Genomic DNA, 13,756 nt, shown 5'->3' with positions numbered 1-13,756 from the left:
GGCCGCCGGGACGACGGCACCGGGCAGCACACCCCCGCACGACGACTCGACGAGCGCGAGACGAGAGCCATGTACGACGAACAGCAGCGACCGGACAACGGTCCCCTCGCCGGATTCACCGTGGGCGTGACCGCCGCGCGCCGGGCCGACGAGCTCAGCGCGCTGCTCCAGCGCCGCGGTGCCTCGGTGGTGCACGCGCCCGCCCTGCGGATCGTGCCGCTCGCCGATGACAGCGAACTGCTCGCCGCCACCAAGGAACTGCTCGACCAGGCGCCCGACGTCGTCGTGGCCACCACGGCCATCGGCTTCCGGGGCTGGGTCGAGGCCGCCGACGGATGGGGTCTCGGCGAGGACCTGCTGGGCAGACTGCGGGGAGTGGAACTGCTCGCCCGGGGCCCCAAGGTGAAGGGTGCGATCCGGGCCCAGGGCCTGACCGAGGACTGGTCCCCGTCGTCCGAGTCCATGGCCGAGGTGCTGGACCGGCTGCTGGAGGAGGGGGTCGAGGGACGGCGCATCGCCATCCAGCTGCACGGTGAGCCGCTGCCCGGGTTCGTGGAGTCGCTGCGCGCCGCGGGCGCGGAGGTCGTCGGCGTCCCGGTCTACCGGTGGCTGCCGCCGGAGGACCTCGGGCCGGTCGACCGGCTGCTGGACGCGGCCGTCACCCGCGGTCTGGACGCGCTCACGTTCACCAGCGCGCCGGCCGCCGCCTCCCTGCTGACGAGGGCGGAGGACCGGGGGCTGCTGCCCGAACTCCTCGACGCCCTGGGCCACGACGTGCTGCCCGCCTGTGTCGGGCCCGTCACCGCGCTGCCGCTGCAGGCCCGCGGCATCGACACCGTCCAGCCCGAGCGCTTCCGGCTCGGCCCCCTCGTCCAGCTGCTGTGCCAGGAACTCCCGGCACGCGCACGGGCGTTGCCCATCGCCGGGCACCGGGTGGAGATCCGCGGGCACGCGGTGATGGTGGACGGCACGCTGCGGCCCGTGCCGCCGGCCGGGATGTCGCTGCTGCGGGCGCTGTCGCGGCGGCCCGGCTGGGTCGTGGCCCGGGCCGAGCTGCTGCGCGCGCTGCCGGGCGCCGGCCGGGACGAGCACGCCGTCGAGACGGCGATGGCCCGGCTGCGTACCGCGCTCGGCGCTCCCAAGCTCATCCAGACGGTGGTCAAGCGCGGTTACCGGCTCGCGCTCGACCCGGTCGCGGACTCCAAGTACGCGGACGTGTGAGGCCTGCGGCACAGGAAGAGGGCGCGGGCGAGGAAGGCGAGCGCGAGCGTCGACAGCACCGCCCGTACGGCGTTCCACGCGACCCACGTGTCCTCGAACTTCTCCCGTACGGCGGCCGGATCGCCGATCTTCGCCGGGTCGCCGGCATTCGCCAGGTCGTCGTTGAGCGGGATGTTCACGGCGACGGTGACCAGGAAGGCCAGTCCGTAGGCGAGGAGGGCGGCGAGCACCCAGCGGCGCGCGCCGCCCTTCGTGCCGCGCAACTGCCATGCGGAGATCGCCGCGAGCACCGGCGCACCCAGGAAGCTCACGAAGAACACCGGGTTCTGGATCACGTCGTTGATGTTCTGCATGACCTCGATGAAGACGCGGTCGTCGCTGCGCGCCAGCGACGGCATGATGTCGCAGGCGAAGATGTAGAAGACCCCGGCGATCAGGCCCATCGCGACCGTGGCCGCACCCAGTACACCCCCGGCGGAGCTGTGCCGCCCCGTGCTGTTGTCCGTCATGTCTCTCAGTCAACCGGCGCCGCGGAACAGGTGACATGGCCCAGGCGCGCGGCCGCATAAGCGGGCGTCCAGCACGTGCCGGTGCCCGGTCCGGCGCGGGCAGGGGGATCCGGCGCCGTGTGGACGCGGTAAGGGAGCGGTACTGAGTCTTCCGGCCGGGCGCGCGGGCATGCACTGTAGGGGGTACGACCCTCACCGGCCCCTCACGGCGGTAACCCCAAGGCGGTGACAGGCACATGGCATCGGGCATGGCCACGGCCTCGTACGAGCTGCGGTTCGACTCCGGGCGGATCTGCCTGGACCTGACGGCGACCACCCATCCCGAGGAACGGCTCGACTCGGCCGCCCGGCTGCGCGCCTGGATCGCCGCCTCCGAGCTGGTCCCCGCGGGAACCCCGCTGGGCTCGGCCGACGCGGCGTGGCTCCTGGCCTTCAGGGAACTGCGCGGGCACGTCGCCCGGTTGGTGCGCGGAGAACTGGACGGACGGCCGGCCGACGCGGCACTCGCCCGCGTCAACGCGGCCGCCCTCGCCGCTCCGCCCGCCCCCTGGGCGGTACGCGCGGACGACGGTTCGCTGCACCGCAGGCTGCACGCCCCGCCCGGCTGCGCCGAACTGCTCTCCGTCGTCGCCCGGGACGCCCTCGACCTGGTCACGGATCCGACGGCGCGGGCGAGTCTGCGGCAGTGCGAGGGCGACAACTGCCCGATCGTCTACCTCGACACCTCGCGGGGCCGGCGCCGGCGCTGGTGTTCCAGCGAGGTGTGCGGAAACCGCGAGCGGGTGGCCCGGCACCGGCGCCGGGCGGCACTCGCCCGCGCCTGAGCAGCTGCCCGCGCCTGAGCAGCAGCCCGCGCCGGGTTTCGTCGCGCGGGGTGCCCGTCACCTCGCGGTACGCGACAACGGCCCCCGGCGCGCGGCAGGTCGGGACGTCCGGGCCGGTGTGATCCTGCCCACTCCGGCCCCCGGGCGGGTTTTCCGGCCGCGGACCGGAGTGCGGCCGGCAGATGACCCGTACGTGACCCCCCGACCGCAACCAGTTTTCAGAAAGCCCTTCAACCCCCTTTTCAAACCCCGATCAAGAAATATGTGCGGCCCCTTTGAACACACGCACGCCAGTGCACGTACCCGGGGATGAGCGACCGACTGGGGGAACCCCCGGACACCGGAGGTAGGCGTGCGCAAGGATTCCGCCGTGGCTGATGAACGAAGGCCAAGGGCCCGACATCGCATGTCCCAGTCCTCGTCGACCGAACCCGACGAGGAGCTGATGCGTGCGCTGTACCGGGAACACGCGGGGCCCCTGCTGGCGTATGTCCTGCGACTGGTCGCCGGAGACCGCCAGCGCGCCGAGGACGTCGTACAGGAAACGCTCATCCGTGCCTGGAAGAACGCCGGTCAGCTCAATCGAGCAACCGGTTCGGTACGCCCCTGGCTGGTGACGGTCGCCCGGCGCATCGTCATCGACGGCCACCGGAGCCGGCAGGCCCGGCCTCAGGAGGTCGACCCGTCGCCGCTGGAGGTCATCCCCGCGGAGGACGAGATCGACAAGGCGTTGTGGCTGATGACACTGTCGGACGCGTTGGACGACCTGACCCCTGCTCACAGGGAAGTTCTGGTCGAAACTTACTTCAAAGGGCGTACGGTCAATGAGGCGGCCGAAACCCTCGGCATCCCCAGCGGCACCGTGCGCTCCCGGGTGTTCTACGCCCTGCGCTCGATGAAGCTGGCTCTGGAGGAGCGGGGGGTGACGGCATGAACACATACGGGGGATACGGAACGGGTGGTCCAGGAGCCATGCAGGGTCCACGGGGACAGCAAGGCCCCGGCGACATTCACGAGACCGTCGGCGCCTACGCCCTCGGCATCCTCGACGACGCCGAGGCGACCGCCTTCGAGGCGCACCTCGCCACCTGCGAGTGGTGCGCCCAGCAGCTCGACGAGCTGGCCGGGATGGAGCCGATGCTCGCCGCGCTCGCGGACCTGCCCGCTTCCCAGGGCAGCCCGGCCATCGCCGAGTCCCTGTCCGCGCGCCCGAGCCCACGGCTCGCGGAGCGGCTGGTCGACGAGGTGTCCGAGCGGCGCGCCAAGAAGCGTCGGCGCGGCATGTACCTGGTGGCGGCGGCCGCGGCGCTGATCATCGGCGGCCCGCTGACCGTGATGGCGGTCAACGGCGGCAGCGACACCGGGACGAACATGCCCCAGGCGCACGCCACCAGCCCGGCCAAGGCGGCCTTCGAGGTCATGACCGACAAGAAGGAGGCGACGGACCCGAAGACCCAGGTCAACGCCGTCGTCGCGGTCGAGAAGAAGGACTGGGGCACCCACGCCGTCCTCCAGCTCAAGAACGTCACGGGCCCGCTCAAGTGCTCCCTGATCGCCGTCGGCAAGAACGGCGAGCGCGAGACGGTCACCTCCTGGGCCGTCCCGAAGTGGGGCTACGGCATCGCGAACGCGAAGACCGAAGAGGCGAAGAACCCGCTCTACGTGCACGGCGGCGCGGCCTTCTCGCCCAACCAGATCGATCACTTCGAGGTCATGACGTTCGACGGGAAGCGCCTCGTGGAGGTGGCCGCCTGAGCGAACCCCGGGCGCGCACGTAGCCTGCCGGGGTCCCCTTCGCGTACGGTTGACGGCTGCCCAGCACGTCAGAAGGGGGCCCGGTGGCCGCTCAGGCTCAGCAGGAAACCGCGCTCGGCTCGGTCCACGAACCCGTAGGGGACTCCACGCAGGAGGACTCCCTGCGGGACGATTCCGTACGGGACCGGGAGATCAGCGTCGAACAGGAACATCTGGACCGGGTGTACCGGCGCCTCGAGGAGAAGATCGACGAGGCGGAGTTCCTGATGAACGACGCCGCCCAGCGCGGGCAGGTCGGTACGCCGGGTGCGCTCGCCGAGCGGGACGCCCAGGTGTTCCGGGCGGGTGTCCACCTCAACCGCCTGAACAACGAATTCGAGGACTTCCTCTTCGGCCGGATCGACCTGCTGCTCGGCAAGGACGGCAAGAAGGGCCCGGACGGCGCGTACACCGCGGTCGAGCCCGCCGAGGGCGCGGTCCGCGAGGACGCGACCGGGCAGTACGCCGACATCGCGGAGACGCTGCACATCGGCCGGATCGGCGTCCTCGACGCGGAGTACGCGCCGCTGGTCATCGACTGGCGGGCGCCCGCCGCGGCGCCCTTCTACCGCTCCACCCCGGTCGACCCGGGCCGTGTCGTGCGCCGCCGGGTCATCCGCTCCAAGGGCCGCAAGGTGCTCGGTGTCGAGGACGACCTGATGCGCCCGGAGCTGAAGGCCTCTCTCGACGGCCGTGAACTCCCGGTGATCGGCGACGGCGCGCTGATGGCCGCGCTCGGCCAGGCCCGCAGCCACACCATGCGGGACATCGTGGCGTCGATCCAGGCCGAGCAGGACCTGGTGATCAGGGCGCCCGCCGCCTCGGTGACGTACGTCGAGGGCGGCCCGGGCACCGGCAAGACGGCGGTGGCCCTGCACCGGGCCGCATACCTGCTCTACCAGGACCGCCGCCGCTACGCGGGCGGCATCCTGATCGTCTCCCCGACCCCTTTGCTGGTCGCCTACACCGAGGGCGTCCTGCCCTCCCTCGGCGAGGAGGGCCAGGTCGCCATCCGCGCCATCGGCTCGCTGGTCGACGGCGCGGAGGCGACCCTGTACGACTCCCCGGCGGTGGCCCGGGCCAAGGGCTCGTACCGGATGCTGAAGGTGCTGCGGAAGGCGGCGCGGGGCGCGTTGGAGCCGGCGCCCGCCCAGGGGGGACGGTCCGGCCCGGCCGGCCGTTCCGCGCGGGGCGGCGAGGGCGCGGGCGGCACCGGGCAGCTCGCCTTCGGCGAGGAGCCCGGGACGCGGGACGACGCGGCGACGGCACCCACCCGACTGCGGGTGGTCGCCTTCGGCCGACGGCTGGAGCTGGAGGCCGCGGAACTGGACCGCATCCGGCGCAACGCGCTGGGCGGGACCGCGCCCGTGAACCTGCTGCGCCCGCGCGCCCGCAAGCTGCTGCTCGACGCGCTGTGGGCGCAGTCGGGGGCCGGGACCCGGCACACGGACCCGGAGCTGGCCGCCGAGCTGAGGTCGTCGTTCGACGAGGACATCATGTCCGAGGACTCCTTCGTCTCGTTCCTGGACGCCTGGTGGCCGGAGCTGACGCCGCGGGGCGTGCTGGCCGCCATGGCCGACGAGCGGCGGCTCGGGCGCTGGGCGCGGCGCATCCTGAACCCCGGCGAGGTGCGCCGGGTGGCCCGCTCGCTGAAGCGGGACGGGCTGTCCGTGCACGACGTGGCGATGCTGGACGAGCTGAACGCGATCCTCGGCACCCCGGCCAGGCCCAGGAAGCGGCGCGAGCTCGATCCGCTGGACCAGCTCACCGGTCTGGAGGAGCTGATGCCGGTGCGCGAGGAGTCGCAGCGCGAGCGCGCCGAGCGGCTCGCCCAGGAGCGGACCGAGTACGCGCACGTCATCGTCGACGAGGCGCAGGACCTCACGCCGATGCAGTGGCGGATGGTGGGCAGGCGGGGCCGGCACGCCACCTGGACCGTGGTCGGCGACCCGGCCCAGTCCTCCTGGTCCGACCCCGACGAGGCGGCCGAGGCGCGCGACGAGGCGCTCGGAACGCGCCCCAGGCGCCGGTTCACCCTCACCGTGAACTACCGCAACCCCGCCGAGATCGCCGAGCTCGCGGCCAAGGTCCTCGCCCTGGCCATGCCCGGCTCGCAGTCCCCGTCGGCGGTCCGCTCCACCGGTGTGGAGCCGCGCTTCGCGGTCGTGGAGGAATCGCTCGCCCGGACGGTGCGGGCCGAGGCCGCACGGCTCCTCGACCGCGTCGACGGCACCGTGGGCGTCGTCGTCGCCATGAACCGGCGCGAGGAGGCGGCCCGCTGGCTCGCCGGTCTCGGCGACCGCGTGGTGGCTCTCGGCAGCCTGGAGGCGAAGGGACTGGAGTACGACGCGACGGTCGTCGTCTCGCCCGCGGAGATCGCCGACGAGTCGCCGGCCGGCCTGCGTGTGCTGTATGTCGCGCTGACCCGTGCGACCCAGCAGCTGACGCTCGTGTCGGGCGAGCGGGACGAGCCGGACGCGGACGGGGTGCCGGACCTGCTGCGTGACTGAGCCCACGGGACCCCGTATGAACTTCCGGCGCGGGAATGGCCATACGGGATCTGTTTGTTAGCCTTGGTGTGGCACCGGCCCGATCCAAGCCCCCGGGCCCAACCTTCGTCGCTACGAGCGACCACTTGCCGCGAGGCGAGCATGGCGGGTCGGTGTCACTGAACGGAGCAGCACCGAAGAGGCCCACGTCATCCAGTGACGTGGGTCTCTTTGCTGTGCTCGCAAGTTCTCGTATGGTGGAAACAAGTTTCCGAAAGCACGCGACGGGTCGCGAACAAAACGTTCGCAATCCGGGGCGGCTACCGCGTACTCGGCGGTAGGTGCGACGATCGGACGGCATGACGCGACCCGGCAAGGCCGCGCAGTACACGCAGTACACGGTGAAAGCAGAGGAAGTCGGCCATGGCAACGGCGCCCAGCGTCTCCTACTCGATGACGGTCCGGCTGGAGGTGCCCGCGAGCGGAACCGCGGTCTCCCAGCTCACCACGGCCGTGGAGTCCTCCGGAGGCTCGGTGACCGGCCTCGACGTCACCGCCTCGGGGCACGAGAAGCTCCGCATCGACGTCACCATCGCGGCGACGTCCACCGGCCACGCCGACGAGATCGTCGAGAAGCTCCGCGGCATCGAGGGCGTCACCCTCGGCAAGGTCTCCGACCGTACGTTCCTCATGCACCTCGGCGGCAAGATCGAGATGCAGTCCAAGCACCCCATCCGCAACCGTGACGACCTCTCCATGGTCTACACGCCGGGTGTGGCCCGCGTCTGCATGGCGATCGCCGAGAACCCCGAGGACGCCCGCCGCCTCACCATCAAGCGCAATTCCGTTGCGGTCGTGACGGACGGCTCCGCCGTGCTCGGTCTGGGCAACATCGGCCCCAAGGCCGCGCTGCCCGTCATGGAGGGCAAGGCGGCCCTCTTCAAGCGGTTCGCCGGCATCGACGCCTGGCCGCTGTGCCTCGACACCCAGGACACCGACGCGATCGTCGAGATCGTGAAGGCGATCGCCCCCGGCTTCGCGGGCATCAACCTGGAGGACATCTCCGCGCCGCGCTGCTTCGAGATCGAGGCCCGGCTGCGCGAGGCCCTCGACATCCCCGTCTTCCACGACGACCAGCACGGGACCGCGATCGTCGTCCTCGCGGCCCTGACCAACGCACTTCGCGTGGCGGGCAAGGCGATCGGCGACATCCGCGTCGTCATGTCCGGCGCCGGCGCGGCCGGTACGGCCATCCTCAAACTGCTGATCGCCGCCGGTGTGAAGAACGCCGTCGTCGCCGACATCCACGGCGTCGTGCACGCGGACCGCGCGGACCTGGTGGACGCCGCCACGGACTCGCCGCTGCGCTGGATCGCCGACAACACCAACCCCGAAGGCCTCACCGGATCGTTGAAGGAAGCCGTCCGCGGCGCCGACGTCTTCATCGGCGTCTCCGCCCCGAACGTGCTCGACGGCGACGACGTGGCCGCCATGGCCGACGACGCCATCGTGTTCGCGCTCGCGAACCCCGACCCCGAGGTCGACCCGGCAATCGCCCGCCAGACGGCGGCAGTTGTGGCCACGGGACGCTCCGACTTCCCCAACCAGATCAACAACGTCCTGGTGTTCCCGGGCGTCTTCCGCGGACTCCTCGACGCCCAGTCGCGTACCGTCAACACGGAGATGATGCTGGCCGCCGCGACCGCCCTCGCGGACGTGGTGACCGAGGACGAGCTCAACCCGAACTACATCATCCCCAGCGTCTTCAACGACAAGGTCGCGGGAGCGGTCGCCGGAGCGGTGCGCAACGCCGCGAAGGCGGCGGGCGCGGCGCCCGCCGCGGAGTAGGCGCCCGGTACCCCGCGACCGGGTCCGCGCCCGGTGTTCCGGGGGCTGTGACGATGGCCACGGCCCCCCTCGCACCGGCGCGTCGCGGGACGCCGGGCTTGTGGGCGCCCCCTAAGGTGGCGGCCAGGTTCAGGCCTCGCAGGCCTTTTCGTGTGACTCCCAAGGGTGTTCGTGTGACTCCCAGGGGTGCCGGATTGGCTTTCCCGCCGCAGGTGGGGGCAGGATGCGTCTTCGGGCGCGAGGGTCTGGCCACGGACCCGGGTGCGGGGACCGAACGAGGACCCTGGCAGCATCGGCTTAGACGTGCCCGACATGCGGCTCCGCCGCGTGGCACGCCTCAATGGCAAGAAGAACACGGGAGTAAGAACATGAACCGCAGTGAGCTGGTGGCCGCGCTGGCCGACCGCGCCGAGGTGACTCGCAAGGACGCCGACGCCGTTCTGGCCGCGTTCGCCGAGACCGTCGGCGAGATCGTCGCCAAGGGCGACGAGAAGGTCACCATCCCCGGCTTCCTGACCTTCGAGCGCACCCACCGTGCCGCTCGCACCGCGCGCAACCCGCAGACCGGCGACCCGATCCAGATCCCGGCCGGCTACAGCGTGAAGGTCTCCGCGGGCAGCAAGCTCAAGGAAGCCGCCAAGGGCAAGTAAGCCCGCTTGTACGTCCTGTACGCCACGGGACGCGTACGAGGCGCAGCAACGCCAATGGGGCGGCCCCCCTTTCACCGGGGGCCGCCCCATTGGCGTACGTACGACGGTGACTAGCCGAGCGCCTTGCCCGGAAGCTCCACCTTCGCGCCGAGCTCGACGAGCTTCTCCATGAAGTTCTCGTAGCCGCGGTTGATCAGGTCGATGCCGTGCACCCGGGAGGTGCCCTGCGCCGCCAGCGCCGCGATGAGGTACGAGAAGCCGCCGCGCAGGTCGGGGATGACCAGGTCGGCGCCCTGGAGCCGGGTCGGGCCCGAAACGACGGCCGAGTGCAGGAAGTTGCGCTGGCCGAAGCGGCAGTCCGAGCCGCCGAGGCACTCGCGGTACAGCTGGATGTGCGCGCCCATCTGGTTGAGCGCGGACGTGAATCCGAGACGGGACTCGTAGACCGTCTCGTGGATGATCGACAGGCCGGTCGCCTGTGTCAGGGCGACGACCAGCGGCTGCTGCCAGTCGGTCTGGAAGCCCGGGTGGACGTCCGTCTCCAGCGCGATCGACTTGAGCTGGCTGCCCGGGTGCCAGAAGCGGATGCCCTCGTCGTCGATCTCGAACGCGCCGCCCACCTTGCGGTAGGTGTTCAGGAAGGTCATCATCGAGCGCTGCTGGGCGCCGCGGACGTAGATGTTGCCCTCGGTCGCCAGCGCCGCGGAGGCCCACGAGGCGGCCTCGAGGCGGTCCGGGAGCGCCGCGTGAGTGTAGCCGCCGAGGCTGTCGACACCGGTGATGCGGATGGTCCGGTCGGTGTCCATCGCGATGATCGCGCCCATCTTCTGCAGTACGCAGATGAGGTCCTCGATCTCCGGCTCCACGGCCGCGTTGGACAGCTCCGTGACGCCCTCCGCGAGCACCGCGGTCAGCAGCACCTGCTCGGTCGCGCCGACGGACGGGTACGGCAGCTTGATCTTGGTGCCGCGCAGCCGCTGCGGAGCCTCCAGGTACTGGCCGTCCGCGCGCTTCTCGATCCGCGCGCCGAACTGCCGCAGCACCTCGAAGTGGAAGTCGATCGGACGGCCGCCGATGTCGCAGCCGCCGAGGCCCGGGATGAAGGCGTGGCCCAGCCGGTGCAGCAGCGGGCCGCAGAACAGGATCGGGATGCGCGAGGAACCGGCGTGGGCATCGATGTCGGCGACGTTGGCGCTCTCGACGTGGGACGGGTCGAGCACCAGCTCGCCCGGCTCCTCACCCGGACGGACCGTCACACCGTGCAGCTGGAGCAGCCCGCGTACGACTCGCACGTCGCGGATGTCGGGAACATTGCGCAGCCGGCTCGGCGCGCTGCCCAGGAGGGCGGCGACCATGGCCTTGGGTACGAGGTTCTTCGCACCACGGACACGGATCTCGCCCTCGAGCGGGGTTCCGCCGTGGACAAGCAGGACATCGTCATTGACGGTCATGTATCTCGCGTTCCGATGAGTTGGGCAGGTGTGAGCGGTCGGCAGGCCCGTCGTGCAGGAGCCGAGAGGCTAGGGTAATCGCCGCCCACCCCCCCTCAGAAAGCCCAAGGACCACTCAGGTCCGTCATAGCTTTGCCACAACACGAACCGTTCCGAATCGGGCACACGGGGTCACCGGAACCGGCGTGCGCGGGGGGCGCTCCTCTGCGCCCTGAGCTGCATTCACTCCCTTACGGGCATTGGCTCCCCATGTGGAGGGAAGATGCGGGATCATGTCTGGCATGACCGAGGTGTCCTCGCTCACAGGGCGGCTGCTCGTGGCCACGCCCGCCCTGGCGGACCCGAACTTCGACCGCGCGGTGGTGCTGCTCCTCGACCACGACGAGGAGGGCTCGCTCGGTGTCGTCCTCAACCGGCCCACCCCCGTGGACGTCGGCGACATCCTGGAGGCGTGGGCCGACCTGGCCGGCGAGCCCGGCGTCGTCTTCCAGGGCGGACCGGTGTCGCTGGACTCGGCCCTCGGCGTGGCGGTGATCCCGGGCGGCGGGGCCGGCGAGCGTGCCCCTCTGGGCTGGCGGCGCGTGCACGGCGCGATCGGTCTGGTGGACCTGGAGGCCCCGCCCGAGCTGCTCGCCTCGGCCCTCGGCTCGCTGCGCATCTTCGCGGGATACGCGGGCTGGGGTCCCGGCCAGCTGGAGGACGAACTCGTCGAGGGCGCCTGGTACGTGGTCGAGTCGGAGCCGGGCGACGTCTCCTCCCCGTCGCCGGAGCGCCTGTGGCGCGAGGTCCTGCGGCGCCAGCGCAACGAGCTCGCGATGGTCGCGACGTACCCGGACGACCCTTCGCTCAACTGATGCCCGTGCGCTTCAGTACCCTTGCACTCATGAGCACTCTTGAGCCTGAGACCCAGCCCCAGCGAGGCACGGGGACGGGGACCCTCGTGGAGCCGACGCCGCAGGTGTCGCACGGCGACGGGGACCACGAGCGCTTCGCCCACTACGTCCAGAAGGACAAGATCATGGCGAGCGCCCTCGACGGCACGCCCGTCGTGGCCCTCTGCGGCAAGGTGTGGGTCCCGGGCCGTGACCCGAAGAAGTACCCCGTGTGCCCCATGTGCAAGGAGATCTACGAGTCCATGGGCGCCGGTGGCGACAAGGGCAAGGACGGCGACAAGAAGTAGCGCCGCCGCGCCCCCGGGCGCGGCAGGTCGCGCGCTGAGCAAGGCCGCGGCCCCCCGAGTCGGGGTGCCGCGGCTTTGTCGTGCCCGGGGGCGGGGCGCCGCGGTGCGCTGACGCCCGCCCCGGCGCCGGGCGGCGCCGCGGTCCGATGGAGCCCGGGGCCCGGTGTACGCCGGCCGGAGAAGGGCCCCTGCGCGCGACGGCCTGCGGTGGAGAGCCCCCGCGCGCGACGGCCGCGGGGGAGGGCCCCGGCGCGTGGCGGCGAGCGGGAGCGCGGCACGCGCCGGCCCGGAGCGTGGCGGCGGGGAGGGCCCGGCGCGCGGCGTCCGTGCGGCCCGGTGGCGGGCCGGCGTTGCACGGAGTGCGTCCCGTGGTCACAGAGTGGTTGAGACCTCTTGTGGGCATGTTCATGTACTCCATAGCCTCCGTGTGTTGTACAGAGCGAAACCGCCATTGCGCATGTTGCAACGCGCCCCCCATCGGAGGATGCTCGTGAAGCTCTCTGTCCGAACGGCCGCCGCTGTCGCGGCCCTTGCCGTCGCCACCGCCTGCGCCCCCCAGACCTCGGGCGGCTCCTCCTCCGGCAAGGACGAGAAGACGGGCACCCTGCGCGTCTGGCTCTTCCAGGAGGTCGACAACGCGCCGAAGCAGAAGGTCGTCGACGCGGCTGTCGCCGCCTTCAAGAAGACGCACGAGGGCGTCAAGGTCACCGTCGAGTACATCCCCGTGGAGACCCGCGCCCAGCGCGTCAAGGCCGCCTTCAACGACCCGAAGAGCGCCCCCGACGTCATCGAGTACGGCAACACGGACACGGCCGGCTACGTGAAGGACGGCGGACTCGCCGACATCACGAAGGAGTTCAACGGCTGGAGCGAGGCCAAGGACACCGACCCGACCGCCCGGCAGTCGGTGACGGTCGACGGGAAGATCTACGGCGCCCCGTACTTCGTCGGCGTCCGCGCCCTCTACTACCGCACCGACGTCCTCAAGGACCTCGGCCTCGAAGTCCCGAAGACACAGGACGAGTTGGCCGAGACCGCCCGGAAGATCCACGCGGCCAGGCCCGACCTGTACGGCCTCGCGGTCGGCGGCGCCTACACGTACGGCGCCATGCCGTTCATCTGGTCCCGCGGCGGTGAACTCGCCGAGGGCAAGGGCGGGTCGTACTCCTCCACCATCGACAGCGCACAGGCCCAGAAGGGCATCAAGGCCTACACCTCGCTGTTCGGTTCAGCGAACTGTCCCGCCGCCAAGTGCGCGGGCATGGGCGGCAACGACACGGTGACCGCCTTCGCCTCGGGCAAGGCGGGCATGGCCATCGGCGGCGACTTCAGCCATGCGGCGATCGAGGCCGGGAAGGTCAAGGGCAAGTACGCGGTCGTGCCGCTGCCCGGAGTGAAGCCCGGCTCGGTGGCGCCCGCCTTCGCCGGCGGCAACAACATCGGCGTACTGAAGAGCACCTCGCACCGCACGCTGGCGGTGGACCTGATGAAGCAGCTGGCGTCCAAGAAGACCCAGGGCGCGCTCTTCGACGCGATGGGCTTCCTGCCGACCTACACCGACGTGCGGCAGGAGGTCGCGGCCGAGGAGCCCTTCGTCGAGCCCTTCGTCAAGACCCTCGCCTCGGGCGCCAAGTTCGTGCCGGCCTCGCCCGCCTGGGCGCAGATCGACGCCTCGCTCGTCCTGCCGACGATGTTCCAGGAGGTCATCAGCGGCAAGAAGGACGTGGCCGCCGCCTCGAAGGACGCGGCCGAGAAGATGAACGACGCCTTCAGCTCCGTGGGCTGATCCG

12 protein-coding genes are annotated in these 13,756 nt (G+C 71.4%); 10 read left to right on the top strand and 2 right to left on the bottom strand.

The window, feature by feature from the left end:
• Nucleotides 1–69: 69 nt before the first annotated feature.
• The gene (locus ACZ4IF_RS05755) at nt 70–1,221 is read left to right on the top strand and encodes a uroporphyrinogen-III synthase (protein WP_028804706.1); all 1,152 of its coding nucleotides are present in this window, start codon (nt 70–72) and stop codon (nt 1,219–1,221) included.
• Here ACZ4IF_RS05755 and ACZ4IF_RS05750 read toward each other — a convergent pair.
• Nucleotides 1,170–1,730, bottom strand: coding sequence for an anthrone oxygenase family protein (locus ACZ4IF_RS05750; protein ID WP_345640818.1), 561 nt, complete (start codon nt 1,728–1,730; stop codon nt 1,170–1,172). The two genes, ACZ4IF_RS05755 and ACZ4IF_RS05750, sit on opposite strands and share 52 nt — an antisense overlap.
• A 236-nt stretch (nt 1,731–1,966) precedes the next feature.
• Here ACZ4IF_RS05750 and ACZ4IF_RS05745 point away from each other — a divergent pair, with 236 nt between their 5' ends.
• The 6 genes from ACZ4IF_RS05745 to ACZ4IF_RS05720 all read left to right on the top strand — a co-directional run bounded on the left by ACZ4IF_RS05745 (nt 1,967) and on the right by ACZ4IF_RS05720 (nt 9,335).
• Nucleotides 1,967–2,554 (top strand): CGNR zinc finger domain-containing protein, encoded by a 588-nt coding sequence (locus tag ACZ4IF_RS05745; RefSeq protein WP_095934668.1) that lies wholly within the window; start codon nt 1,967–1,969, stop codon nt 2,552–2,554.
• 406 nt (nt 2,555–2,960) lie between these two features.
• On the top strand, nt 2,961–3,488 hold the full coding sequence (locus ACZ4IF_RS05740; RefSeq protein WP_037766446.1) for a sigma-70 family RNA polymerase sigma factor: 528 nt from the start codon (nt 2,961–2,963) through the stop codon (nt 3,486–3,488).
• 38 nt (nt 3,489–3,526) lie between these two features.
• The gene (locus ACZ4IF_RS05735; RefSeq protein WP_359491578.1) at nt 3,527–4,309 is read left to right on the top strand and encodes an anti-sigma factor family protein; all 783 of its coding nucleotides are present in this window, start codon (nt 3,527–3,529) and stop codon (nt 4,307–4,309) included.
• Nucleotides 4,310–4,392: 83 nt separating this feature from the next.
• The gene (locus ACZ4IF_RS05730) at nt 4,393–6,858 is read left to right on the top strand and encodes a HelD family protein (protein WP_467559772.1); all 2,466 of its coding nucleotides are present in this window, start codon (nt 4,393–4,395) and stop codon (nt 6,856–6,858) included.
• A 402-nt stretch (nt 6,859–7,260) separates the two neighbouring features.
• Entirely contained in the window at nt 7,261–8,685 is a 1,425-nt protein-coding gene (locus ACZ4IF_RS05725) for an NAD-dependent malic enzyme (protein WP_467559770.1), read from the top strand.
• 368 nt (nt 8,686–9,053) lie between these two features.
• Nucleotides 9,054–9,335 carry an HU family DNA-binding protein gene (locus ACZ4IF_RS05720; RefSeq protein WP_007382399.1) on the top strand — a complete coding sequence of 94 codons (282 nt, stop codon included), beginning with the start codon at nt 9,054–9,056 and terminating at the stop codon, nt 9,333–9,335.
• Between the two features lie 110 nt (nt 9,336–9,445).
• On the opposite strand, the gene murA is transcribed toward ACZ4IF_RS05720, so the two are convergent.
• On the bottom strand, nt 9,446–10,786 hold the full coding sequence (gene murA, locus ACZ4IF_RS05715; protein ID WP_345640836.1) for a UDP-N-acetylglucosamine 1-carboxyvinyltransferase: 1,341 nt from the start codon (nt 10,784–10,786) through the stop codon (nt 9,446–9,448).
• Between the two features lie 281 nt (nt 10,787–11,067).
• On the opposite strand from murA, the gene ACZ4IF_RS05710 reads away from it, so the two are divergent.
• The 3 genes from ACZ4IF_RS05710 to ACZ4IF_RS05700 all read left to right on the top strand — a co-directional run bounded on the left by ACZ4IF_RS05710 (nt 11,068) and on the right by ACZ4IF_RS05700 (nt 13,752).
• Nucleotides 11,068–11,640 carry a YqgE/AlgH family protein gene (locus ACZ4IF_RS05710; RefSeq protein WP_028804714.1) on the top strand — a complete coding sequence of 191 codons (573 nt, stop codon included), beginning with the start codon at nt 11,068–11,070 and terminating at the stop codon, nt 11,638–11,640.
• Nucleotides 11,641–11,669: 29 nt separating this feature from the next.
• Nucleotides 11,670–11,966: a DUF3039 domain-containing protein gene (locus ACZ4IF_RS05705; RefSeq protein WP_028804715.1), complete on the top strand. Its 297-nt coding sequence runs from the start codon at nt 11,670–11,672 to the stop codon at nt 11,964–11,966.
• Between the two features lie 490 nt (nt 11,967–12,456).
• A complete protein-coding gene (locus tag ACZ4IF_RS05700) occupies nt 12,457–13,752 on the top strand; it encodes an extracellular solute-binding protein (protein WP_467559767.1) in 1,296 nt (431 codons plus the stop codon).
• The last annotated feature ends 4 nt before the right edge of the window (nt 13,753–13,756 follow it).

Source organism: Streptomyces sp. NPDC025784 (assembly GCF_055558435.1).
Note: the sequence above shows the minus strand (reverse complement) of the source record. Positions and strands in the feature narration are given on the sequence as shown.

Coding starts and splice junctions, on each gene's coding strand:
- ACZ4IF_RS05710 (WP_028804714.1), top strand. CDS start 11,068: ATGACCGAGGTGTCCTCGCTCACAGGGCGGCTGCTCGTGGCCACGCCC.
- ACZ4IF_RS05705 (WP_028804715.1), top strand. CDS start 11,670: ATGAGCACTCTTGAGCCTGAGACCCAGCCCCAGCGAGGCACGGGGACG.
- ACZ4IF_RS05725 (WP_467559770.1), top strand. CDS start 7,261: ATGGCAACGGCGCCCAGCGTCTCCTACTCGATGACGGTCCGGCTGGAG.
- ACZ4IF_RS05720 (WP_007382399.1), top strand. CDS start 9,054: ATGAACCGCAGTGAGCTGGTGGCCGCGCTGGCCGACCGCGCCGAGGTG.
- ACZ4IF_RS05745 (WP_095934668.1), top strand. CDS start 1,967: ATGGCATCGGGCATGGCCACGGCCTCGTACGAGCTGCGGTTCGACTCC.
- ACZ4IF_RS05740 (WP_037766446.1), top strand. CDS start 2,961: ATGTCCCAGTCCTCGTCGACCGAACCCGACGAGGAGCTGATGCGTGCG.
- ACZ4IF_RS05735 (WP_359491578.1), top strand. CDS start 3,527: ATGCAGGGTCCACGGGGACAGCAAGGCCCCGGCGACATTCACGAGACC.
- ACZ4IF_RS05755 (WP_028804706.1), top strand. CDS start 70: ATGTACGACGAACAGCAGCGACCGGACAACGGTCCCCTCGCCGGATTC.
- murA (WP_345640836.1), bottom strand. CDS start 10,786: ATGACCGTCAATGACGATGTCCTGCTTGTCCACGGCGGAACCCCGCTC.
- ACZ4IF_RS05750 (WP_345640818.1), bottom strand. CDS start 1,730: ATGACGGACAACAGCACGGGGCGGCACAGCTCCGCCGGGGGTGTACTG.